The 25,113-nt window shown below is 38.7% G+C and carries 15 protein-coding genes; 2 read left to right on the top strand and 13 right to left on the bottom strand.

Annotated elements, in window-relative coordinates; translation table 11 throughout:
- Nucleotides 1-525: 525 nt before the first annotated feature.
- From tldD to LOS73_RS19315, 9 genes are all read right to left on the bottom strand, one after another.
- Nucleotides 526-1,965 carry a metalloprotease TldD gene (gene tldD / locus LOS73_RS19275; RefSeq protein WP_457934159.1) on the bottom strand — a complete coding sequence of 480 codons (1,440 nt, stop codon included), beginning with the start codon at nucleotides 1,963-1,965 and terminating at the stop codon, nucleotides 526-528.
- Nucleotides 1,962-2,801 (bottom strand): carbon-nitrogen hydrolase family protein, encoded by an 840-nt coding sequence (locus tag LOS73_RS19280; protein ID WP_457934160.1) that lies wholly within the window; start codon nucleotides 2,799-2,801, stop codon nucleotides 1,962-1,964. The genes tldD and LOS73_RS19280 overlap by 4 nt, the downstream gene beginning before the upstream one ends.
- Nucleotides 2,798-6,655 carry a YhdP family protein gene (locus tag LOS73_RS19285; protein WP_457934161.1) on the bottom strand — a complete coding sequence of 1,286 codons (3,858 nt, stop codon included), beginning with the start codon at nucleotides 6,653-6,655 and terminating at the stop codon, nucleotides 2,798-2,800. The genes LOS73_RS19280 and LOS73_RS19285 overlap by 4 nt, the downstream gene beginning before the upstream one ends.
- Nucleotides 6,655-8,127 (bottom strand): ribonuclease G, encoded by a 1,473-nt coding sequence (gene rng / locus LOS73_RS19290; protein ID WP_149613901.1) that lies wholly within the window; start codon nucleotides 8,125-8,127, stop codon nucleotides 6,655-6,657. The genes LOS73_RS19285 and rng overlap by 1 nt, the downstream gene beginning before the upstream one ends.
- Before the next feature lies 1 nt (nucleotide 8,128).
- Nucleotides 8,129-8,698 (bottom strand): Maf family protein, encoded by a 570-nt coding sequence (locus tag LOS73_RS19295; RefSeq protein ID WP_008137331.1) that lies wholly within the window; start codon nucleotides 8,696-8,698, stop codon nucleotides 8,129-8,131.
- Nucleotides 8,699-9,178, bottom strand: coding sequence for a rod shape-determining protein MreD (gene mreD, locus LOS73_RS19300; RefSeq protein ID WP_007378603.1), 480 nt, complete (start codon nucleotides 9,176-9,178; stop codon nucleotides 8,699-8,701). It abuts the gene before it with no gap.
- On the bottom strand, nucleotides 9,171-10,013 hold the full coding sequence (gene mreC, locus LOS73_RS19305) for a rod shape-determining protein MreC (RefSeq protein WP_188085504.1): 843 nt from the start codon (nucleotides 10,011-10,013) through the stop codon (nucleotides 9,171-9,173). Before mreC ends, mreD begins: the two co-directional genes overlap by 8 nt.
- A complete protein-coding gene (locus tag LOS73_RS19310; RefSeq protein WP_002958401.1) occupies nucleotides 10,013-11,056 on the bottom strand; it encodes a rod shape-determining protein in 1,044 nt (347 codons plus the stop codon). Before LOS73_RS19310 ends, mreC begins: the two co-directional genes overlap by 1 nt.
- Before the next feature lie 135 nt (nucleotides 11,057-11,191).
- Nucleotides 11,192-13,234, bottom strand: coding sequence for an SUMF1/EgtB/PvdO family nonheme iron enzyme (locus LOS73_RS19315; RefSeq protein ID WP_149605695.1), 2,043 nt, complete (start codon nucleotides 13,232-13,234; stop codon nucleotides 11,192-11,194).
- 920 nt (nucleotides 13,235-14,154) lie between these two features.
- Between LOS73_RS19315 and LOS73_RS19320 the strand changes: the two genes are divergently transcribed.
- Nucleotides 14,155-15,063, top strand: coding sequence for a 1-aminocyclopropane-1-carboxylate deaminase/D-cysteine desulfhydrase (locus LOS73_RS19320; RefSeq protein ID WP_008137339.1), 909 nt, complete (start codon nucleotides 14,155-14,157; stop codon nucleotides 15,061-15,063).
- On the opposite strand, the gene LOS73_RS19325 is transcribed toward LOS73_RS19320, so the two are convergent.
- The 4 genes from LOS73_RS19325 to LOS73_RS19340 all read right to left on the bottom strand — a co-directional run bounded on the left by LOS73_RS19325 (nucleotide 15,060) and on the right by LOS73_RS19340 (nucleotide 22,052).
- Nucleotides 15,060-16,742, bottom strand: a complete 1,683-nt coding sequence (locus LOS73_RS19325) for an EAL domain-containing protein (protein ID WP_457934162.1) — start codon at nucleotides 16,740-16,742, stop codon at nucleotides 15,060-15,062. The genes LOS73_RS19320 and LOS73_RS19325 overlap by 4 nt on opposite strands.
- A gap of 449 nt (nucleotides 16,743-17,191) precedes the next feature.
- On the bottom strand, nucleotides 17,192-19,621 hold the full coding sequence (locus LOS73_RS19330; RefSeq protein ID WP_457934163.1) for an ATP-binding protein: 2,430 nt from the start codon (nucleotides 19,619-19,621) through the stop codon (nucleotides 17,192-17,194).
- 317 nt (nucleotides 19,622-19,938) lie between these two features.
- Entirely contained in the window at nucleotides 19,939-20,664 is a 726-nt protein-coding gene (gene ssb / locus LOS73_RS19335; protein ID WP_007378609.1) for a single-stranded DNA-binding protein, read from the bottom strand.
- A 20-nt stretch (nucleotides 20,665-20,684) separates the two neighbouring features.
- On the bottom strand, nucleotides 20,685-22,052 hold the full coding sequence (locus LOS73_RS19340) for an MFS transporter (RefSeq protein ID WP_457934164.1): 1,368 nt from the start codon (nucleotides 22,050-22,052) through the stop codon (nucleotides 20,685-20,687).
- A gap of 162 nt (nucleotides 22,053-22,214) precedes the next feature.
- Here LOS73_RS19340 and uvrA point away from each other — a divergent pair, with 162 nt between their 5' ends.
- Nucleotides 22,215-25,034 carry an excinuclease ABC subunit UvrA gene (uvrA, locus tag LOS73_RS19345; protein ID WP_457934165.1) on the top strand — a complete coding sequence of 940 codons (2,820 nt, stop codon included), beginning with the start codon at nucleotides 22,215-22,217 and terminating at the stop codon, nucleotides 25,032-25,034.
- The last annotated feature ends 79 nt before the right edge of the window (nucleotides 25,035-25,113 follow it).

Consider the following 25,113-nt stretch of genomic DNA (forward strand, 5'->3'; position numbering starts at 1 on the left):
GTAAAACCTCACCTACACAGAGTAAAAATACAAATCGTAGGTGCGAATTTATTTCGCGCTCTATTACGTGAGCGTATATTTAAAAAGCGAGTGTAAAACCTCACCTACCCAGAGTAAAATACAAATCGTAGGTGCGAATTTATTTCGCGCTCTATTACGTGAGCGTATATTTAAAAAGCGAGTGTAAAACCTCACCTACCCAGAGTAAAAATACAAATCGTAGGTGCGAATTTATTTCACGCTCTATTTCTGAGCCTATATTTAAAAAGCGAGGTGTAAAACCTCACCTACACTGAGTAAGAATGCAAATTGTAGGTGCGAATTTATTTCGCGCTCTATTACGTGAGCGTATATTTAAAAAGCGAGGTGTAAAACCTCACCTACCCAAAGTAAGAATGCAAATTGTAGGTGCGAATTTATTTCGCGCTCTATTTCTGAGCCTATATTTAAAAAGCGAGGTGTAAAACCTCACCTACAATAAACATCAGCACGTAGGTGCGAATTCACTTCGCGCTTGAGTAATATTTAAGCTGTACCACCGACCGTTAACTGATCAATTTTAAGGCTTGGTTGGCCCACGCCTACCGGTACGCTTTGACCATCTTTACCACACACACCCACACCTTTATCAAGTGCTAAGTCGTTACCAACCATAGATATTTGCTGCATTACTTCTGGGCCATTACCAATAAGCGTTGCGCCTTTAATTGGCTGAGTAATTTTACCGTTTTCGATTAAATACGCTTCTGATGCGCTAAATACAAACTTACCTGAGGTTATATCAACTTGTCCGCCGCCAAAGTTAGGCGCGAATACCCCTTTTTTAACACTACTGATAATATCGGCTTGGCTGTGCTCACCACCTAACATGTAGGTATTAGTCATGCGAGGCATTGGTAAATGTGCATACGACTCACGACGTGCGTTTCCGGTAGGATTTACACCCATTAAACGCGCGTTTAGCTTATCTTGCATATAGCCTTTTAAAATACCGTTTTCGATTAGCACGTTGTAAGCCGCTGGTGTACCTTCGTCATCTACGTTAAGTGAACCTCGACGGTCAGCCATTGTGCCATCATCAACAACAGTACACAGCTCAGATGCTACTTTTTGGCCCACTTTACCACTAAACGCAGACGCGCCTTTACGGTTAAAGTCGCCTTCAAGGCCGTGCCCTACCGCTTCGTGTAAAAGCACGCCAGGCCAACCATTACCAAGTACAACTTCCATCGTGCCTGCAGGTGCATCAATAGCTTCAAGATTTACTTTAGCTTGGCGTACCGCTTCTTCTGCAAACTCCATCCAACGCGGTTTACCATCAACAAGCTCTTTAAAATAGCCATAATCTAAACGTGCACCACCGCCTGCGCCGCCGCGTTCACGGCGACCATTTTTTTCAAGCAGTACTGAACAGTTTAAGCGAATAAGTGGGCGAATATCGGTAGCAAACGTGCCATCACTTGCCGCGATTAATACTTCTTCGTATACCGCAGACATTGAGCTAATTACTTGCTCTGCATCGGGTGCTAATTCACGAATGTAGTTTTCAAGTTCGCGTAATAAATTAACCTTGTCGGTATCGCTCATACTCGAAATTGGTTGATGCGGTGCAAACTGCTCTTTAGCTTTAACATCGCTAAATACTTTAATTGCTCTATCTTCGCCAGCATCGGCAATGCTACGCGCTGCTGTTGCCGCTTTATTTAGCGCTTCAAGGTTTATTGCATCAGAGTAAGAAAAACCTGTTTTTTCGCCGCTTACAGCACGTACACCAACGCCACGCTCAACGTTATAAGAGCCTTCTTTAACTAAGCCGTCTTCAAGCACCCATGATTCGTGGTGGCTTGATTGAAAATATAAATCGGCGTAATCCACTTTATGCTGATGTATGTAAGCGAGCGTTTTTTCGAGCTCTTCTCTATTTAGCTGGCTGTCGTGTAGTAAATGCTGTTCAACCGAATTCATAATAAATGCTCTCTAAATCGTTGATGAGACTGCACGGGCATATCTCGTCTAATTTTTTGTAACTGGTCTAAATCTGCGTTGCAGCTTATAAAACCGGTGCCTGTTGGCAATTCGCTCAGGGTATTGCCCCAAGGTGAAATAATAATACTGTGGCCATATGTTTGTCGGCCATTTTCATGTGTACCGTACTGAGCTGCTGCAACTACATAACATTGTGTTTCTATTGCGCGAGCTGCTAATAGCGGCTGCCAATGCGCTTGCCCTGTAGGGACTGTAAATGCACTGGGTACTAAAATAATATCGGCGCCTTGGCGTACTAGTTCGTTAAATAAGCCACTAAAGCGCAGATCATAACATACTGTTAAGCCAATTTTACCAAAGGGAGAATCAACAACCACTACATCGCGACCTGCTTGGGTAAAATCTGACTCTCGATAGCTACCTGTTTTATCATCTACGGTTACATCAAATAAATGTATTTTGTTATACGTTGCAACCAGCTCGCCTTGATTATTATATAAGTGCGATGCTGCGTAATACTTCTGTTCGTTAAATGGCTCAGGCATTGTGCCTGCATTTAACCAAATATTATGGTGTTGGCACAATTCACTAAGTTGTAATTTGTATTGCTCAACTTGCTTAGCAACACGTAACGTATCGTTACCACTTTTACTAAACACTAAAAAAGCTTCTGGCAAGCAAACAAGTAATGGCCTTGTTGCTGGCAGAGTTTTAAGTGCGCGCTTTAAGCTTGCTATATTGTCATCAGGGTTTGGCCCTGAACACATTTGTAGGGCAACTATTGTGGGTGTGCTTATGCTTGCTGTTTTGTTCATTGCGTTACTGTTACTTGAGCATCTTTAAGTTTTAAATCGACTGATGCTTGTGGCTGATTTTGCGCAGCTTGAGGTAGTGTAACTTCACGACTTTTTCTGTCGAGTTCTTGAACAATAGGATCGTTCATTTTACCCGTTACTTTAAAATTGATCTCTGAGATGACGCGCGCAGAATGAATAACTTTATCAAGTGCTAAAGCAGCAAGCCCTGTTACTGGATTAACCATCCATGCCACTATAACCGGAATGCTTGAGGTTACTTGTGGCGCTACAGCAAGGTCATAATCTATATCTAGCGTATTTAAGTTTGCGTAGCCTTTAATAGTTAAATCGGCAGGCACACCGTCCATTTTAGTATCTTTAGTGTAAGCGATACCGTTTTCTAACTGCATAGAGCCTTGCATGCTGTTATAAAAAAAGCCCTTTGAAAATACATCTCTAAAATCAAGTTTCAGTTTGCGTACGAGTGAATCAAGGCTCAACAGCGAAAATACGCGTGCACCACCATCACTGATTTCAGTTAAGTGACCTTCCCCTAAATCCCAAGTAACTTCACCACTTAAAGTTTTCACATCAAAATCATAAGGTGCAGCTTGCCAAGTAAGATCATAATTTAGATCAGCTTTAGAATCCTTAATTGCAGAGGTAATATCAAACTCGCCAAACAATGCGCCTATATCATCACTTTTAAGCTCACCACTTAGCATTGTCAAACCATTTTGCCATAGCCCTTTAGTGCGCAGTACATGATCTCCTTTATCGATTACAAGTTCTGATATCGATAAGCGCTCGCCATCACCTAATAATGACGCACTCACTTTATCAAGCTGATAGCGATCAATTTTGCAGTCACTACATTCAAACTCAATGGCAGGTATTTTAGTAAGCCAGCTCAAGTCTTCCTCAGGAAGTACATCTGTTATTTCAATTAATTGCTCGCTAGGCTGTGCAAAATTAAGCCTTAAGTAATCGGCATTAATTCGTATAGGCTGGCTAGGTTGTGATGTAGGAATAAAAACTCCAGCTCTAAGTTCTTTAGCATTTAGCTTTAGGTATAAATCGTCTTTTGATGGTGCTAAACGCATTTCAAAATCATTAAAGATGATGTTACTCGCATCAAGCATACCTACATTTGCGACCACCTCATTAAGCGGTGGCATAATCCCTTTTGATTCTTTATCTGGATTTGCTTTACCTGCTTTAATTATTTGATCAATCAGATCAAACCAAGGCACTAATTCACTCTGCTCAAGATTTATATTTACGCTTAAGTCTTTTTGGTTTAATCCTAAATCTTGTTTTCCGAGCACAAAATGGACATTACTAAACTGTGATTTTCCATTTTCTAAAATAGCATTAAAGTAAAACTGTTGATTAGCGTTTGCTGTAATGAGATTAGAAATATCATCACCTTGAACTACTGCATCAAGCGCCCACGCTTGTTCGCTATTTTTATTATAAGGTGCGGGTAAGTTACTCGTTAAGCCAAGTAGTTCTGAGTTTACCTGTGCACGATAATTAAAGCCTTGTTCGGTAAAATTAAGTACTAAACCAATATCAACATCGCTTTGCCCGCTTAAATAATTTTTTAATATACCTTGTCCACTATCAATTAGTGTATCGGCGTCAATTTTGGCGTTTATATCTATGTTTGCTTGGTAATTTTTAGCATCACTTTTACTGCTGTAATTAATATTTAGCGGCATGCCCAACCACTTCGCAGTCGCATTTTTAAGTGTAATGTTGTCGTTTTTAAAATTAAGCTCGCCAGTTAAGTCTTTAAGCTCAATGCCTGGCGTTGCTATAAATACTGGCAAGTCATTTAAATTAACTTTGCCGCTAACACTGGCTCCGCCTTTAAACTTAGAGCCTACTAAAAGCTCAATACTGGCATCGGCTTCGCCTTTGCCCTGTACAACTTTAAAAATTTCAGCAAGAGGTTTGGCAATAGGTGTCGCTGCAAAAAAGTCATGTAACTTTTCCATCTCTGCTTTTTTATCAATTTGCACAATAAGTTCATCAGCATTCATTAAATCTGCAATACTCACCTGTACACTATTACCAATATCTAAATTAACCAACTTGCCTTGCTGGCTATATATGTCCATCCGCTCATTAGCAAAATGTAGCTGTACATTAGCATTAGTGACCGTAGGCCAATCAGGGTCAAACTCATAGGTTGCATTATCTATTTGTGCTAATACATCAAACTGACCACTACCATCAGTAAATGGGAAACCAGACAAAGGCCCTGCAAATAAGACCTGTGCTTTAGATACTTCTCCGCCTTTAATTGCACCATTTAAATAGCTAACGAGCTCATGGCTCATTGCTTTTAGCGGGAAGTAATGCCCTGCAATATTGGCATCTGGAGCGAACGCTTCTGCATATAAATCTAAACGAGGCGTATCCCCGAGGCTCAGCTGCATTTCAGCAGCAAGTGTTATTTCATTATTATCAAACCAAATTTCATCACTACTGATGTGCCAACCTTCTTTTCGATTTACTAAATCTAAATCGATATTAATTTGATTATATTGGATATCATTACTAAAGTTTTCGCCAGTAACAAGCGTGCCATTTTCGCCAAATAAGCTAATACGTCCGCTTGCTTGATTTACAAGACCACTTACTCTTAACCCTTGAGCAGCCGGTACTGAATCGAGCTCTTGCCAACCAATATTGTCAGCCTCAAACCATAGCTGCCACTGCTCAACGCTTTCAAAATTTAAATATGCTTGTTTAATCAAACCACTTGGTTCACGCTCTAAAAAAGGGGCTAAACCATTAAAATTAGTTAATCCAGCTAAATTATTTAGTAGTTCTAAATCAACTTGCTGTAACCATACTTTGTTTTGCGCATCTAGCTTTGCTTCAAACTCTAAACTTGGCCAAGCCTTGCTGTTACTAGCAAATGTTAAACCTGTACTTTTTAAGCGCCAACCATTTTGCTCTGGGTATAAATGAAATCCCCCTTCGCTTAAACTAACTTGTTGATTTTGTTCTTCATACTGCCAACGCACAAAGCTTGGTAACCATTGCACTTTTATATCGCTAAATAGCCCTTTTTCGAGCTTAAACCAAGCTTGTAAATTTATATCACTGTGTAATTGCTGCTTTTCACTTGTTATGTATTGCGCTAACCAGTTAGATACATCTACTTTATTTGCTTGCACATACATATCACCAATTACCTTTTCCAAGGTTTTACCCGATAAAGCAATGCGCGCATCAAAATTACCAACTGAGATACCAGGCAATGCCAAGCTACCACTGCCGAGGTGTTTTTTATCTTCATTTTGCCAAGTAATATTTTTAAGCATTACTTTACGCTCTTTACCATCTTCAAGTATGAAGTTGACGCTTGAATTCTCAATTGCAAAATGCCCAGTTTCACCTAAAAAAAGACCTTCAATGAGTTCTTTTTGTTCAAAAGAAACTTCACCTTGCTCATTGCCATTAAATAAGTTGCCCACATTAACGCTGGTGTGAAAGCCACTAATAACAAAATAATTAGATTTTAACTGTAGCGTTTTTAAGCTTTCCCACAAATTAAGCTCTAAACTGGTTTTTGCGATGGTAAGAGAAATAGGAGCCGTTTCATTATCTTTAAAGGATAAATCTTCAAGAACCAAAGCGGGGCCACTACCCTGCCAACTTGCTGAAATAGAACCAATTGAAAGGCTGACATCAAATTTACTGTGTAAGTAAGTTTCAATATCGCCTTTATAGTCATTAGCATAAGGAAGTGTATATTTTAAAATAGAAACAATAACGGCCAGTAATACCAAAATTATGGCGCAGGTTTGCCATAACTTTCTAAAACAAAAAAAACAGACCGCTTTTGCTTTCATTACATCATTACCACATCAAACTGTTCTTGGCTGTATAAACTCTCGGTTTGAATATGTACTTGCTTACCAATAAAAAGCTCAAGTTCCGCTAGGTTATGATATTCGTCATTAAGTAAAGATTCACTCACTGCTGGGGCAGCGTACACCATAAATTTATCGGCTGCGTAAGCGCGATTAACGCGCACTATCTCGCGTAATATTTCATAGCACACTGTTTCAACTGTTTTTTGCGAACCACGACCTGAACATGCAGGACATACATCACATAAAATATGTTCTAGACTTTCACGCGTACGCTTACGGGTCATTTCCACTAAACCGAGTGCAGAAAGACCATTTATATTCGTTTTGGTGCAATCTTTCGATAACGCAGATTCAAGCGAATGTAATACGCGGCGTTTGTGGTCTTCGCTTACCATATCAATAAAATCGATAATAATAATGCCGCCTAAATTACGTAGTCTGAGTTGACGGGCGATAGCCGAAGTAGCTTCTACATTAGTATTAAAAATAGTTTCTTCTAAATTACGATGGCCAACAAAAGCTCCAGTGTTTACATCAACCGTGGTCATCGCTTCGGTTTGATCAATAATGATATAACCGCCCGATTTTAACGTTACTTTACGATGTAATGCTTTTTGAATTTCATTTTCGACATCAAACAAATCAAATATTGGGCGCTCACCTGGATAATACTCAAGTACTTTAGAAAGCAGTGGTACAAACTCATCAGTAAATAATTTAAGCTCTTGATAAGTCAATTTTGAATCGACACGAATACGCTCCATGTCTTCACCTACATAATCACGAAGCGTTCTGAACGCAAGTGTTAAGTCTTCATGTAAGATGCTCGCTTTACTTGTTTTTTTTCTGCGAGATACTATTTTTTCCCATAACTTTCTTAAAAATTCAGCATCGTGCCTTAGCTCAGCTTCGATTGCCCCCTCAGCTGCTGTACGCACAATAAAACTGCCATTTTCATCACCATATTCCGCAACTATTTTTTTAAGGCGTGCACGCTCTTCTTCGGTTTCGATGCGTTGGCTAACTCCTACATGAGTAGCATCGGGCATAAATACTAAATAACGAGAAGGAATTGTTATATCTGTGGTGAGTCTTGCACCTTTAGTACCAAGCGGATCTTTAACCACTTGCACCATAATGTATTGACCTTGGCGAACTAACTCACGAATATCTTGTACTTTTTTTATCGGAGTGTCGTCAACGCCTTCTACAATTGATGCGCTGTTTACGATATCTGACGCATGCAAAAAGGCCGCTTTTTCAAGGCCTATATCAACAAAAGCAGCTTGCATTCCTGGTAATACACGACTTATTTTCCCTAAGTAAATATTACCAACAATACCGAGGTTGCCAATACGCTCAAGTTGAATTTCTTGTAATACACCGTTTTCTATTAAGGCAACACGGCTTTCGCTTGGTGTGACATTGATCAGTAATTCTGTACTCATGTTACCTTCTTAAGAATGCTTGTAATAATTGTTCGGTCTCATATAAAGGTAAGCCTACAACACAAAAATAGCTACCCGAAATATGAGTAACAAAGCGACCACCTAAACCTTGTATTCCATAGCCACCGGCTTTATCTTGTGGTTCACCACTTAGCCAATATGCTTTTATTTCTTCATCGGTGAGGGTTTTAAACGTAACGTCAGTACTTACTACGCAACTAAGTATTTTATCTTTACTAGCAAATGCGATAGCCGTTAACACTTGATGTGTGTTACCTGATAAGCGCTTTAATGTTTGCGTAAAGTCAGCTTCATCACGAGGCTTACATAAAGACTCGTTATCAATAACAACCACTGTATCACTACCAAGCACCGGTCGGTCGGTATAGCCAAGCTCAACACCTAAGCTTGCCTTTAAACGCGCTAAACGCTCTACATAATTATGCGGCTGCTCATTAGGCAACTGGCTTTCGTCTGCATCAACACTAAATTGCGAAAACTCGATGCCTAACTGATTTAGTAATTCTTTACGGCGGGGAGAGGCTGATGCCAAATACACTGAGGTAGTCATTTACCTGATCCTAAAATGTCTGCGGTACTTACGAAGTAATGAAAATACCCAAAACCAACTCACCATACCGGTAAGCACTGGCCATAAATATTGTGGATTAAAATAAACACCGAGTAAAAAGTGATTTAACCAAAACTGCATTAAATGATAAAGCGTTAAAAACAAACCAATTAATAAGCTTTGCTGCCAAAGCGAAAAATTACGAATTTTTTGGAAATTGCTTGCAGTTACAAAAATACAAATCGAATAAGTCAGTGAATTCACACCAAGTGGCGAACCAGAAGCTAAATCAATTAATAAGCCAACCACCCATGCTGTAGCAATATTTAAACGATGCGGTAATGCAAGTGACCAATACATCAAAACAAGTAATACCCAATCAGGGCGAAATGGTTCAAACGAAAAAGGTAATGGCATTAACGCCATAACTAAGGCAAAAAATATGCTCAACCCTATTAACAATGAATAACGGCTAATCATTATTTAGACGCTCCTGCTTATTGCGCCACAAAATAACTAATAAACGAATACGATCTAGCTGAGCAATTGGCTCGGCATATACTTGAGCAAATGGCTGACCTTCATCTCGGTTAATTTCAGTTACAACAGCCACGGGGTAGCCTTCTGGGAATGTGCCGCCTAAACCTGACGTAACGAGTACATCGCCAATACGCACATCTAAGCTATGTGGCACATGCGAGAGTTTAACGACATTAATTTTACCAATGCCTTCGACCACGGTGCGCACATCATTACGTAAAATACGTACCGGCGTAGCATGCGTGGTGTCTGTCATTAGCAATACCCGTGATGTCGTCGATCCTACTTTAGTAAGTTGCCCTACCACTCCCATTTCATCAATAACGGCTTGCCCCTCACTGAGTTCATCGGTTGTACCACGATTAATTACCACTTGGTGACTATATGGATTTGAATGAACTGAAAGCACTTGCGCAATAATTTTACGATTAGACTGCTTTGCCGATGAGCCAAGTAGGGCACGTAGTTTTTGATTTTCTCTAGCTAAGAATTGATATTGCTGAAGTTGCTCACTTTGTAACATTTGCTTTTTTTTAAGCGCTTCGTTTTCAGTAAGAAGTTGATCACGTGTATGCAGGCTTTTGGCACTAAAACTAAAAAGTTCATATGGTAAATTAGCAACATAAATTAGCGGGCTAACGAGGGTATTGAGGCTAGTACGAACAACCGTACCACCTTGTGTGTATCTATCACCAATTATGAGTACGATACTCAAAAACACTGCGACAAAAAGTCGCAGTTGTAAGGAGACGGTTCGTCCAAACATTAATTTCATTAATCGTAACTAAAAACATCACCACCATGAACATCGATCATTTCCAGCGCTTTACCACCACCACGTGCAACACATGTAAGTGGATCATCGGCAACAACAACCGGAATACCCGTCTCTTCCATCAATAAACGGTCTAAATCTTTTAGCAATGCACCGCCGCCAGTCAATACCATTCCGTGCGCAGAAATATCTGACGCAAGCTCTGGTGGAGACTGTTCTAGTGCAACCATAACTGCACTTACAATACCCATTAATGGCTCTTGTAGCGCTTCTAAGATTTCGTGTGAGTTAAGTGTAAATGAGCGTGGTACACCTTCAGCTAAATTACGGCCACGTACTTCAATTTCGATTGGCTCGTCAGTTTTAAACGCAGAGCCAATCTGATGCTTAATGTTCTCAGCTGTTGCTTCACCAATTAAGCTACCAAAGTTACGGCGCACATAGTTAATAATCGCTTCGTCGAACTTATCGCCACCAATACGTACAGATGATGAGTAAACAACACCGTTAAGTGAAATAATAGCAACTTCAGTTGTACCGCCACCAATATCAACAACCATAGAACCGGTTGCTTCTGATACTGGTAAGCCTGCGCCAATAGCGGCTGCCATTGGTTCTTCAATTAAGTAAACTTCACGAGCACCGGCACCCATAGCAGATTCACGTATTGCACGTTTTTCTACTTGAGTAGCACCACACGGTACACAAATTAGTACACGTGGACTTGGGCGCATAAAGTTATTGTTGTGCACTTGCTTGATAAAGTGCTGTAACATTTTTTCTGTTACATAAAAGTCAGCAATTACACCATCTTTCATTGGACGAATTGCTTTAATATTACCTGGCGTACGACCTAACATTTGCTTTGCTTCAGTTCCTACTGAGGCTACACTTTTAGGTCCACCAGCACGCTCTTGGCGAATAGCAACAACTGAAGGTTCGTTTAATACAATACCCTCTTCTTTTACATAAATTAGGGTATTGGCTGTACCCAAATCGATCGATAGATCGTTAGAAAAAATACCACGGAGTTTTTTAAACATGAGGCTGGATGACCTTTGAAATACGTTCTTATGTTAGCTGCCTTACTTTAACATGCTTAGTTATGTGAGCAATATAAAGCGCAGCTGCCTTTGTAAATTTGTGAAAAAAAGGAAGCTAAGCTTCCTTCTTAAATTTTATCGTTCACGTACTAGACGAAAACCAATGTAATTAGATCTAAAATCAGGTGCTAAAATTAAGCGCGTTGAAGCACGAGCAAGACTTGGTGCAAAATTCCACGCCCCACCTCTTACTGCAATATCAGATTCACCTGATTCTTTATTGGTCCATTCCCATACATTACCTACGGTATCGTATAGTCCAAATGCATTCGGTGAAAAAGAACCAACTGGTGCAGCGCGCTTATTTGACCATTCACTACCACACCAACCACAGTTAGCTAAACCTTTACCAATTTCGTTACCCCAAGGGTATTCGGTTTCAGTACCGGCTCGTGCAGCATATTCCCATTCAACTTCATTAGGTAAACGAAATTGCTGCCCGGTTTGACCTGATAACCATTCTGCATACGCTTTAGCATCGTTATAGGTTAAGCATACAGCAGGAAAGTTACTATTTTGATCAAATCCTGGATTGCGCCAATTTAAGTTTGCTTCCCATACTGGTTCGCCATTTAAATAATATGCGCACCCTTTATTTTGCTCTGCTTGTGTTTTGTAACCGGTATTTGCTACAAATTTTTCGTAGGCTCCAACGGTCACTTCCCGACTTTGCATCGCAAATGAATTGGCGATCACTTTTTCAACAACCGGACGCTCATTCGCTAAACCATTACCGTTAATATCGCCCATTTTAAACTTGCCTGCTGGAATAACAACAACAGCGGTCTGAACATTTTCATTTAATACATTTATATTTTCATTAACCTGACGGGTAGTCACTTCTGTTTGCTCACGAGTGTATGTCGGTGCAGCAATCGACTCAGGCTTTTTTACTAAATTTACATGAATAGTCTGTGCTTTATTTAAATCTACACGTGCTTGGTAGGGCTTGTAACCCAGCTTACGCACTTCTACATTATGAACTCCACGCGGTAAACTAGTTACTAAACGAGTAGAACCAAAACTAACACCATCAATAAAAACTTCGTCGTCGTACACATTAGAGCGAAGCGTTAACTCTACCTGTTTATTGTTATCATTTGTGGTAATTACACGATTATTGCTAGCAACAGGTTTCATTGTGTAATTACTTACTGACGGCTCATCTAAACGAGATACCTGAACTGTTGCGCTATTATCCGCGCTATTACTGAATGTTAACTGACTATCTGAAAAAGTAGTGCCATAAGCCGGCTGATACACAGCGGTAAGTGGTGTCCCGTACTCAGAACAATAATGGTTATCAACACTTAGTAAGTTACATAAACGACTGCTGTTGACTTCACCACGCATTGTGACGCTTAAATTAACGTTGTAATTACCTTGCCCACTAAAGGCGCTGCTCACTACATGACTACTTAAAATTTGTACTTGAGCGCCCGCCATATTACGTTTTGGCTCTACTAAGCGCTCTTCCGTTAAGTTGGCAAAAATTTGGTCTACAAAACGTTTTGTTGCTTTTTGTAAGCCCATTTGTTGGCCGCGTTGTTCACAAGCTGCAAGTGTTTCGGTGCGTTTACAGTTAATTGTATGATTAACTTCTAGCGTACCCTCACGCGTAAACTCATTACGTAAACGTTCAACTCGCGCTGTTGTTAGTTGCTCTTTTAAACTCTCTAAGGTGTTTAGTAACGTATGCTTAGCAACACGGATCTGTTCAATGTCTTTACGGTGGGATGCAATTGCCGCCAACTGCATAGAAATATCGTCTTTATTTTGCTTGTGATCAACCACCGCTTTTTGATAACGCGACTGAGTTGTACTGATATCTAACGTAGGATCGTCAATTAAGCGACGATACATTTCGTTCATTGCGTCAAGTGCTTGGTTTTTTTCTTTATCTAATTCAGTTGAACGAGAACGAAGTAACTCCAGTTGAGTTTGTAACTGATTTTCTTCTTTAAGATGTTTATCAAGTATTCTTGTCGAGCTATCGTATTCTGTTTGTTTAATACTAATTTCTGACTCAATTCCAGTTACAGTTGCTGTATCTTGTGCAAATGCACTACTAGCTAACAAACTAGCTGAAATTAACAGAGATAAAGGAGTAATTCGCATATATTCCAGTCCCAAAAAGCGGCAATTATTTGGTCGTTATTATTTTTTATAATTAAAGCCTTATGCTATGTACTTGCAGCACAAAATACAAGCTTTGTTCAATTATTATCTGAGTTTACAACTATTCACGTGTACCACGCCAGTAAATAACCCGATCATTTCCCTTTAAGCGGCAAAATTATAAAATAGCCACAAGTTCACTTCCCGTCTTTTCAGTATTAACAAGACTTTTGTATTGCATTTAAAAATATGACTTTATAAATAACGCGACCTAACCTGAACTCTAGGTAAGGGACTTACCAGAGCCTGTTGATCTTTTAAGAATAAAACTTGTTCTATCTAGGGGCTATTTAATCGCGGCGCGAGGTTTGTAACCTCGTAGGCTTAGTAACTGCTTCTGCGTTACTCTAATGACTTACGTCCATGTAAGAATAAATAAAAAATAAATTGCCCCTAAGACGATCCCAAAGGACAACGCAGTTGGCATTTATGCTGCTTATCGAATAGTTTTATGCGCTATTTTATTATCGTTAAATAAACCCTATATAAGCAGGTTGGTATAACCACATAACATAGACTCTGCCTTGCCTAAAAACCAAACCTGCTGCTGAAAATTCAACCCCGAAAGGAAAATAGACCTTGGACCTTAAAACATAGAGCTATGATGATATTTAAATCTATTATCCAACGTTCATATACCTTTATAAAAATCACGATAAGGTTTTTAATGCTTAATTGCCCAAGCATAAACTAAGATATTTCTACATCCATGTATTGATACGCTACATGTGTAGATTACTTGCCTATGGTGCACCTTTAAAAATACAATGTAGCACTCTAAAATAATAGATTAACCCTAAGTAGGCTGCGGATTAATCATATATTTATTATCAATGCACTAAACAAAAACAGAAGATAAAATGTCTAAGCAATTAAAAATAAAAGAAAATAATTATATTCAAAAAATAGACTCTCAGCTTCTAAAAAACAAAAATATCTCTGTGAGTATTCAACGAGATGACTTAATACACCCATTAATAAGTGGTAATAAATGGCGTAAATTAAAATATAACCTAGCCAATATGCAGAAACTTGGAAAAACTGAATTACTGACTTTCGGAGGCGCCTTTTCAAATCATATTCATGCTTGTGCTGCTGCCGGAAAAGAATTTGGTTTAACTACGCACGCAATTATACGAGGCCCTGAGCTCGACAGTAATAACCCCACACTTGAATTTGCAAAGCAATGCGGAATGAAGCTGCACGTTGTTAATCGTATTGAATACCGACGACGAAACGATGATGATTACTTAAAGTCACTTCAAGCTCGCTTTCCTAATGCCTATATACTTCCTGAAGGTGGTACTAACTCTTTTGCTCTATTGGGCTGTGCTGAGTTAGCAAAAAGCCTTCCTAAGCATGACTACCTAATTTGTCCTACAGGTAGTGGCGGTACATTAGCGGGTCTAATTGAAGGCAGTGAAGAAACCACCCAAATAATAGGGGTTGCTGTATTAAAACAAGCAGATTACTTAAAAAAAGAGGTAGGTAAATTAAGTAATAAAGCCGATAAGCAAAATAATTGGCAACTACTCACTGATTTTCACGATGGAGGGTATGGTAAGTTCACACCCGAACTATGGCAGTTCTGTCAAAAAATGAGTGATGAACATCAACTTCCTTTGGAGCCAATTTATAGTGGTAAAATGATGTATGCACTTTGGCAATTAATTGAAAAAGATTTTTTCCCTACAGGTAGTAAAATTATGGCGATACATACAGGAGGAATGCAAGGTTTAAACGGGTTAAGGTATAGAGATCTGATTTAATGAAATACGGCCTGAGTGAGTTCCTCTAACGGCTCTGAAAAATAAAACCCTTGAGCCCCTGCTACCCCTAATTTTGTTAGCATTAATAGCTCTTTTTGAGTTTCAACACCCACCGCAAACACAGGTAAGTTTAATGTATTACTTATACTTATAATTGTTTTTATTTGATTTTGGTTTTGTGTTTTTTCATCCACTAGATGTACTAACTCATACGATAACTTTAACCCACACACCTCTTGGTGGTCAGCTAACTTCATTAAATTTTCACTACACTTTACATTATCGATGATAATTCGAGAGCCTCCTTTTTTCATTATTATAAATACGTCTTTTAAAGCCTTATGATGATTAAAAAACTCGACTTCACTTATTTCAAATTGTAACTTACTACTTAGTTTAAAATCATTAATTTGAACGCTAAACCAGCTCCAAAACTTTTTGTTTATCCAGCTGTCAGAACATAAATTAACACTTACGGTTAATTGCGAAGGCTCTGCTAATAGTAATTTTTTAACTTGAATTAAAACACCTTTATCTAATATTAAAGTATCTTGGCGGCTATACGTTTGATCGATAAAATAGCGAGCAGCAATCAAACCATGCTTACTGTGCCTAACTCTAAGCAATACTTCATGTTGTAAAATATCGCCACTTGAGAGTTCGAATAGAGGTTGAAAAAAAAGTATAAATTTATGCTTTTTAATATTATCGATAACTTGTTTACTAGAAAGTACTCGTGTTTGGCTTTGATTTAGAGGTAATCGATGACAATGCTTTAACAAGCTACGTTGGGATAAAACTAAAGCAGCTTTTGCAAGCTGATAAACAGTTGCTTGATCGGCTCTAAGCCGATAATCACATGCACCGACTTTAATGTCTTTTCTGGTGATATTTTTTTGATAGTTTCTGCATGCTAAAAAAATACTTTTATGTAAGTGTTGTACATATCGTTCAAGTTCTGAAAAAGGAACCTCTGATAATGTAATCGCTAAGTTACCGCAATTTAATAACCTTACTGAAACACCACTCAATTCAGAAAAGTTTTTCACCATTAACACTTCAAAGCTGGCTTCTTTATCAATATTGTTATCAAAATGGCAATTACATTGAACCAGTACAAACAAGCTGTGACATACAGGTGCTGTTGTGTACAGCGAGCTTAATTCGAAATTTTTTAATACTTTAACAACCTGTGTATTGTGCTCTTTAACTGATGGAGTTGTGCTGGCGAGTAAGTTTTTCGAACGTGAAATATTGTTGACATGTAACGTGTTCCACCAACGATAAAACCAGCTAGCAGCTCCAAACATAACCAAGTTAAGCAATATAAATAAATAGCTTTCTATTATCCATACAGGAGGGTGGTATAGATTTAAGCTCAGCGTTTTATAGTTATAGACCTCTCGCTCTAACTTTATAATATGACCAAAGTGCGTAAGAGATGAATTCGGCTTAAGCATAAACCCTTCATTTTTTACGAGGGCTGCAAGTATCTTATTATTTGAAGAAGGGGCTATTTCAAGTTCAAAAACTTGTTTAACTAATAGCTGGCCTGAGTGATGTATTTTTTCATGTAATGCATCATTCAAAATAAAATTAAAACCCAAAATTATTAATGCAAGCAGGGCAAAATAGATGACTTTAAATTGATTAAAAATCCAGAACCTTTCCTTTTGCATAGCTTGCCCACTCGTTAAATTAATAACTAAAGTGTTGTTCAAGATCCCCATTAGCACAAGTCAATAAAGCAAGTTTAAATGTTCATTACTAATTTTAAAAAAGCTCTGTATAAACGAGGAATTATGAATTTAAGCGATCTAAAGCAATGATTATCATTCCACTGACTCTCTATAGATCTACTAAATAGAGCATTGATCAATAATCCCGCCAGGCAAACAGTATATTTAACCTGAATCGTGACTAAATAATTTACTAATACATTGAACCATAATGTATTTAAATTTATTTTTCGTTAGCCAGCTACGGCTATCATATGCTCAGCATTTATGGGCCTAATTTGATCTATTTTAATATCACAAAATAAGACATAAACACTTAATTTATATTAAATTGAAGTCAACAAAATTAAACGACTATATATATTTTTAGATTCCTTAAATCTCTTTAATTACTGTGTTTTATCGAAATAATCTGAGTTGCTTTTTAAACACTGATCAATAATACGATACAGCTCAGATGCTTTGGTCGGCTTGGCCACATGTGCATTCATGCCAACGGATAAATAGTATGCAATATCATTTTCCATAACATTAGCTGTTAAAGCGATGATTGGAATATTGGCAATCGTTTTATCGCTGTCATTTCGTATCATTTTACTCGCTTCAATACCATCCATAATTGGCATATGGATATCCATTAATATTAAGTCGAATTGTTGAGATTTATGGGCTTGAATACATTCAAACCCATTATCGACTAAATGAATTACCACACCTTTTTTCTCCAACATTGCGGTAATAACTAATTTGTTAATCTCGTTATCTTCGGCTACTAACACCTTTAAACCAATTAAAGATGGATGATTAGCTGAATTTTTTGAATCTAAAATACTGGTTTGAATTGAATTGAAAGAATCTGCAATAACAATTTTCTTATTAACTTTTACTTTCACTGATGCAGTAAATTCACTGCCTAAATGTTGCGTACTTACGACAGAAATATCGCCTTCCATTAACTTACACAAACGTCTACTTATTGTTAAACCTAATCCTGTGCCGCCAAAGTTTCGGGTCGTAGAGCTATCTTCTTGCGTAAATGCATCAAATAAGTGAGATACGTTTTGAGGTGCGATACCAATGCCTGAATCTTTAACAATAAAGTGTATTAATATTGATTCATCATCGTTCAGTATTTGCTCTGCATGAATGCAAACAGACACCTTCCCGTGTGAAGTAAACTTTATTGCATTAGAGCATAAATTTAATAGCACTTGATTAATGCGAACAACATCTCCGACTAAATCAGGTGGAACATTTGACGCTACATTAACTATAAATTTAATGCCCTTGTCCTGAGCTTGGTTTTCAAACGTTGTTTTTATGTAATCTACAACAGCGTTAACCGAAAAAGGAAATTCTTCGAGGTTAGTATTTCCTGATTCAATTTTAGAAAAGTCTAAGATATCGTTTATCACGATTAACAATTGATCCGAAGAGTATTTAATTTTATCTAGGTACTGCCTTTGTTTTAGTGGCAATTCACTTTCAAGTAAAATATTGGTGAGGCCTATAACTCCATTCATTGGGGTTCTTATCTCATGACTCATATTAGCCAAAAACTCTGATTTAACCAAAGCTAAATGCTCCGCTTCATCTTTTGCTGTTAATAACTCTTTGGTTCGTTGCTCAACACGAAATTCTAGTTTTAATTTTTCGCTATCTAACTCTTTTAACAGCTGTACGCGTTTGCTATTCAAAATTAAAAAAAACATTAAAAAACTACTTAGCGTTAATATAATAATAATTGCGCTATAAATAAGCATTTTGTTTTCTTCAAAATAGGTAGGTTCGTAATAGGAAAGCATCGACCCTTGGGGTAAACGTTGAGGATCTATTTTAAACTTTTTTAATTGTCTCCAATCATAATAGTGCGCACTGAGTTTTTCATCATCAATCGGTTTTAAGCTTTTATTTTCCTTAAAAAAAATGATTGATTCTGCGATGCGATTACCAATGGTTTCGCCCGATAATAAGTACCCGCCAACAATACCAGAACCTAATAACGCATGCCAATAACTAAAAATAGGAGCTTGGTTATCACTTGTTAGTAATTTTACAAACTGAAAAGGACTTAACTGCTTCCCCTTATACTTTCGAAAAATAGGAGTAAACAATACAATGGCATCAGATGGGGCATTATTTATTTTATTTATTAAGGTCTCGGTTGGCACATCAAACCATTTTTCTATCCTCAAATGAGGAAAATCATTACCAATAACCGGAAGAAGATTTTGATAAAAATTACGCCCCATGTCATTCGTCGTATCTAAAATAACAATGAGCTCTTTTGGGTTTATTAAATTAACTGCATCTTGAGTTGCCTGCTTGTAGTCTAATTTAGCATTTATTGTAACCGTATTGATACTCCCAGGTACTGTAAAATTAGCGCCTGGCTCTAGATATATTTTTGGTACATCTGGGAAAAAACCATAAAATTCAGTCAATAACGCTGCAGCTGATACCGATTGAGTAACAATGATATCAATTTTTCTGTTCTGATACTTTTGCTGTAAATACAGTTTCATCACTTTTTTTTGCTGTACTTCATCAAAGCGACCAACATCCATATTTTCAACAAAGAGATCAAAGTCAAAAGCTTGTCTAGTTAATTCTGCACGTAATCCAACCTCAACACTTTTCTGCCATGGCATATCTTGATTTATAGAATTAATTAATAGAACTTGCGTAGTCTCGGATGATACTTGAGCATGCAAATTAGCACTAAAAAGCTGAAAAAATAGAAATACTGTTACGATATGAGTTTTCATATTTCCCATAGCTTCATTTAAAAAAGTCTGTAGAGGATAGATTGCAATCATTTATATATCAACTAATACAAATTACATAAAATAAAATGAGCAACTGATACGATTGGCAAATACTTCTACAACAGAGAAGAAACAAAGTAGATAAGTTATTTAGCTCGCAAGAATGAGTCATATTTTAATAATATTGATATAAACATTAGCTTCAGTTACGTGGCTAATTGTTTAGATAATAGTGACATAGTGTTTTATAGATACACCATGTCATTTTTACATCTTTTTAAAAACAAAAAACCCAGTTTTTACACTGGGTTTGGTTTAACACTTTAATTAAAAGCGATTTATATTTACACTTTTAAATTATACGTAAGCTAGAACGGAATATCGTCATCAAAATCAATGGTTGGTTCCATTGGGTTTGATGCGCCACCTTGCGGAGCACTTTGTGGTTTAGGAGCGAAACCACCTTGTTGCTGCGGTGCACTATTTTGTTGTGGTGCAAAGCCGCCTTGCGGTTGTTGGTATTGGTTATTTTGTTGTGGTGCTGGCGCTGACTGAGGTTGCGCTGCAGGTGCTGCTTGCTGTTGTGGAGCATAACCACCTTGTTGCTGGTTATTTTGGCCTTGATTATTTTGACCGTAACCACCACTTTGTTGAGCACTTTGCGCTTGATTACCTTGGTAACCACCACCTTGTTGCCCACCTTGCGGCTGATTACCTTGGTAACCACCACTTTGTTGATCGCCACCACGTGCGCCCAACATTTGCATTTGACCAGTAAAGCCATCTACAACTATTTCTGTAGTGTATTTTTCTTGGCCTTGTTGATCGGTCCACTTACGTGTTTGAAGCTTACCTTCAACATAAATTTGTGAACCTTTACGACAATATTCACCAACAATTTCAGCTAACTTGCCAAAAAATACAACACGGTGCCACTCAGTTTTATCAACCATTTGGCCAGTGTTTTTATCTTTATAGCTATCTGAAGTTGCTAAGGTAATATTTGCTACACCGTTGCCGTTAGGCATATAACGAACTTCAGGATCTTGCCCTAAATTACCAACCAAAATTACTTTGTTCACACCGCGTGCCATGAAACCATCTCCTATAAATGTTAGATTAAACCAGCTACTTTACGCGCTTGGTCTAGGTCAAATTCTTTATCATTAATCTTTAAATAGCTGCGACTTTCATCGCGAACCACAGTTGCTTCTATTACGCCTGGTAAAGCAACTAACTGAGAAGCAAGTGTTTGAGCATGCTCTTCAGAATCTAATTTGGTCATTAAACTAATAACTTTACTTTTGGGTGGGACTTGCATTTTCCACGCAATAATAAGCCATATTAACCCAACAAGTGCCGCTGCCGCAAACACAGCTTGCGTCGTTGTAGTTTGTGCTACATAGCCACCTAACATACCGCCCAAAAAGGCGCCTAAAAACTGACTAGATGAGTAGCCACCCATTGCTGAACCTTTTTGGCTTGCAGGTGCTATTCGCGATACAAGCGCAGGCATAGTGGCTTCTAAAAAGTTAAACGCCACAAAATAAAGCAGCATACACACAGCAATGCCTACTACACTATTAACCCATACCGACATTGCTAACATACTAATAGTTAACAAGGCTACTGAGCCAATGAACGCTTGTTTTTCTTTCTCTTTTTTAATGGCCACAATCATTATTGGTACCATTAATAAAAAGGCTAAAAACAACACTGGGATATATAAATACCAATGCTGGTCGGCAACCAAACCATCTTTAATTAATTGACTCGGCAGTACCACAAAAATTGTGGTTAGCGTTAAATGCAATAACAATACACCTGCATTTAATCGTGCTAACTGAGGGTGTTTAATTAATTTTTTAATGTCGCTAAAGCTTGCTAATGTATCGCCTTTGGGTGCTTTATTTACCGCCTTTGGCACTAGCATGGTCACTATAAATATACCAAAGACAGCTAAAATAGCAGTCAACCAAAATACACCCGCAATACCCCACGAAGCGGCGACAATTGGTCCAAGTAACATAGCAAAGGCAAAGCTCATTCCTATGCTCATACCAATAACGGCCATTACCTTTGGTCGTTGCTCATCGCGGCTTAAATCTGAAGCAAACGCGAGTAGCGCACTGGCTATTGCGCCCATACCTTGTAGAGTGCGGCCTACGGTAACCATTTGTATAGAGTCAGCTAATGCAGCAACTACAGAGCCAATGGCAAATACAACTAAGCCACCAACAATAACCTTTTTACGGCCAATCTTATCGGATAATCGACCCATAGGTATTTGTAATACAGCTTGCGTTAAACCATACGCACCAATGGCAAAACCAATCCAAATAGGCGAAAAACCTTCAAGCGATTGTCCATAAATAGCCAATACAGGCATCAGCATAAACAAGCCGAGCATTCTAAATGCAAACACACTCGCCAGTGATACAGCGGCGCGTTTTTCTCGTGAATTAAGTGAAGATGCGGTCATTATCTGCGTGATCTTACTCTATGAAAAATTGAGGTTGGGATTCTACCATAAGCTTGGCAATAATTAATCGCCTATAAGTAAGGATTTTTCATTGATCAAGGATTAATATTGCTTCGTATTATGCGATACTGAGTAAATAATTTTGGTAATAAACGAGATAGCATGGAAAACATTGAAGTCCGAGGCGCCCGCACGCACAATTTAAAAGACATCAGCCTAACCATCCCACGTGATAAATTAATAGTTATTACTGGCCTATCTGGTTCGGGGAAGTCATCACTTGCATTTGATACACTTTATGCAGAAGGGCAGCGCCGGTATGTTGAATCACTCTCTGCGTATGCAAGACAATTTTTATCGCTTATGGAAAAGCCTGATGTAGATCACATTGAAGGCCTCTCTCCTGCCATTTCTATTGAGCAAAAGTCAACGTCTCATAACCCGCGTTCAACCGTAGGTACTATTACCGAAATTTACGATTACTTACGACTCATGTTTGCCCGCGTTGGCGAACCACGATGTCCTACACATGATTTACCACTTGCTGCGCAAACAGTGAGCCAAATGGTAGATACTGTTTTGGCTCTACCTGAGGGCAGTAAATTAATGCTGCTTGCGCCAATAGTAAAAGAGCGTAAAGGTGAGCATGTTAAGTTATTAGAACAGCTATCTAGCCAAGGTTATATTCGCGCCCGTATAGACGGTGAAGTATGTGACTTGTCTGATCCTCCAACGCTTGAGCTTCATAAAAAACATACAATAGAAGTTGTTGTAGACAGATTTAAAGTAAAAGATGGCTTACAACAACGCTTAGCAGAATCGTTCGAAACTGCACTTGAAATGTCTAATGGCGTTGCACATGTAGCATATATGGATGATAGCAGCGCTGAAGAGATTCTATTTTCAGCAAATTTTGCCTGCCCTACTTGTGGCTATGCAATGACTGAACTTGAGCCGCGTTTGTTTTCGTTTAATAACCCAGCTGGTGCGTGTCAAACCTGTGATGGTTTAGGTATACGCCAATATTTTGATCCTAATCGCGTAGTGCATAACCCGGAATTAAGCCTTGCTGGCGGTGCAATTAAAGGATGGGATAAACGCAGCTTTTATTACTATCAAATGCTGCAAGCGGTTGCGGAACATTACAATTTTGATTTAGACGTGCCTTATCAAGATTTAGACAGCGACTCGAAAAAAATTATTTTAGATGGCTCTGGTAGCACTAAAATTGCGTTTAATTACCGTAACGACCGTGGCGATTTAATTACGCGTAACCATGAGTTTGAAGGCGTTTTAAATAACATGAATCGCCGCTACCGCGAGACCGAGTCAAACTCTGTACGCGAAGAACTTGCTAAATACCAAACAAGCCAAGCGTGTCCTAGCTGTGATGGCTCGCGCTTACGCGAAGAATCTCGAAATGTATTTATTGGACGAACCAACTTACCTGCAATCACATGCATGAGTATTGGTGAAGCCATGGAATTCTTTGAAGGTTTAGAGTTAACCGGACAAAAAGGCCAAATAGCTGAAAAAATATTAAAAGAAATTCGCGACCGTTTATCGTTTTTAATTAACGTTGGCCTAAATTACTTATCACTTGAGCGCAGCGCCGATACATTATCAGGTGGTGAGGCTCAACGTATCCGCTTAGCCAGTCAAATTGGTGCCGGTCTTGTAGGTGTAATGTACGTACTAGATGAGCCATCAATTGGGCTACATCAACGCGATAACGACCGCTTACTACAAACACTGGTCCATTTACGCGACTTAGGTAACACCGTTATTGTGGTAGAGCACGATGAAGATGCTATTCGTGCTGCTGATCATATTATTGATATTGGTCCAGGTGCGGGTGTTCATGGTGGGCATATTATTGCACAAGGTACACGCGATGATATTTTAGCAAGCAAAGAGTCTGTTACGGGCCAATTTTTATCAGGCGTACGTAAAATAGAAATACCAAAAGAACGTCACCCAACGAACGACAAATGGCTAGAGCTATTTGGCGCAACGGGTAATAACCTTAAAAATGTGGATTTAAAAATCCCATTTGGTTTAATGACCTGTGTGACAGGTGTATCGGGCTCAGGTAAATCAACGCTAATAAACGATACTTTATTTAAACTTGCTCATACAGAGCTAAATGGCGCAACCACTGCCGAAGCTGCACCCTATAAATCAATTAGCGGTTTAGATCATTTTGATAAAGTGATCGATATTGATCAAAGCCCGATTGGCCGTACTCCGCGTTCAAATCCGGCAACCTACACAGGTATATTTACCGGCATTCGTGAGTTATTTGCAGGTACACAAGAAGCGCGCTCACGTGGCTACAAAGTAGGTCGCTTTAGCTTTAACGTTAAAGGCGGACGCTGTGAAGCTTGCCAAGGTGACGGCTTAATTAAAGTTGAAATGCACTTTTTACCTGATGTGTATGTACCGTGTGACGTATGTAAGAGCAAACGCTATAACCGCGAAACACTCGAAGTACAATACAAAGGTAAAAACATACACCAAGTGCTTGAGATGACTGTTGAAGACGCTCATGAGTATTTTGACAAAATACCGGCTATTGCCCGTAAACTTAAAACGCTGATGGACGTTGGTTTGTCGTACGTGCGTTTAGGTCAAGCCGCTACTACACTCTCTGGTGGTGAGGCGCAACGTGTAAAATTAGCACGCGAGCTATCAAAGCGTGATACTGGTAAAACGCTCTACATATTAGATGAGCCAACAACAGGCTTACACTTTGCTGACATTGAACAACTGCTTGTTGTATTACATCGCCTGCGCGATCACGGTAACACCATTGTGGTTATTGAGCACAACCTCGATGTAATTAAAACAGCAGATTGGGTTATCGATTTAGGACCTGAAGGCGGAGCTGGCGGCGGTGAAATACTCATTGCAGGCACGCCTGAAGAAGTAGCCGAATGTGAGCGTTCACATACTGGGCATTACTTAAAGCCATTGCTTTAATACCAATAAAAAACACCAAGTAGTTTAACTACTTGGTGTTTTTTATATTTAGCTCCCGACTGTTAGTCCTTGATAAACT

Source organism: Pseudoalteromonas sp. SCSIO 43210 (assembly GCF_054133285.1).

What these genes read in the sequence shown, in the direction of transcription:
- uvrA (WP_457934165.1), top strand. Translation starts at nt 22,215, where the DNA reads ATGGAAAACATTGAAGTCCGAGGCGCCCGCACGCACAATTTAAAAGAC.
- LOS73_RS19310 (WP_002958401.1), bottom strand. Translation starts at nt 11,056, where the DNA reads ATGTTTAAAAAACTCCGTGGTATTTTTTCTAACGATCTATCGATCGAT.
- mreD (WP_007378603.1), bottom strand. Translation starts at nt 9,178, where the DNA reads ATGATTAGCCGTTATTCATTGTTAATAGGGTTGAGCATATTTTTTGCC.
- LOS73_RS19325 (WP_457934162.1), bottom strand. Translation starts at nt 16,742, where the DNA reads ATGCAAAAGGAAAGGTTCTGGATTTTTAATCAATTTAAAGTCATCTAT.
- LOS73_RS19280 (WP_457934160.1), bottom strand. Translation starts at nt 2,801, where the DNA reads ATGAACAAAACAGCAAGCATAAGCACACCCACAATAGTTGCCCTACAA.
- LOS73_RS19320 (WP_008137339.1), top strand. Translation starts at nt 14,155, where the DNA reads ATGTCTAAGCAATTAAAAATAAAAGAAAATAATTATATTCAAAAAATA.
- tldD (WP_457934159.1), bottom strand. Translation starts at nt 1,965, where the DNA reads ATGAATTCGGTTGAACAGCATTTACTACACGACAGCCAGCTAAATAGA.
- mreC (WP_188085504.1), bottom strand. Translation starts at nt 10,013, where the DNA reads ATGAAATTAATGTTTGGACGAACCGTCTCCTTACAACTGCGACTTTTT.
- LOS73_RS19330 (WP_457934163.1), bottom strand. Translation starts at nt 19,621, where the DNA reads ATGATTGCAATCTATCCTCTACAGACTTTTTTAAATGAAGCTATGGGA.
- LOS73_RS19340 (WP_457934164.1), bottom strand. Translation starts at nt 22,052, where the DNA reads ATGACCGCATCTTCACTTAATTCACGAGAAAAACGCGCCGCTGTATCA.
- LOS73_RS19285 (WP_457934161.1), bottom strand. Translation starts at nt 6,655, where the DNA reads ATGAAAGCAAAAGCGGTCTGTTTTTTTTGTTTTAGAAAGTTATGGCAA.
- LOS73_RS19315 (WP_149605695.1), bottom strand. Translation starts at nt 13,234, where the DNA reads ATGCGAATTACTCCTTTATCTCTGTTAATTTCAGCTAGTTTGTTAGCT.
- ssb (WP_007378609.1), bottom strand. Translation starts at nt 20,664, where the DNA reads ATGGCACGCGGTGTGAACAAAGTAATTTTGGTTGGTAATTTAGGGCAA.
- LOS73_RS19295 (WP_008137331.1), bottom strand. Translation starts at nt 8,698, where the DNA reads ATGACTACCTCAGTGTATTTGGCATCAGCCTCTCCCCGCCGTAAAGAA.
- rng (WP_149613901.1), bottom strand. Translation starts at nt 8,127, where the DNA reads ATGAGTACAGAATTACTGATCAATGTCACACCAAGCGAAAGCCGTGTT.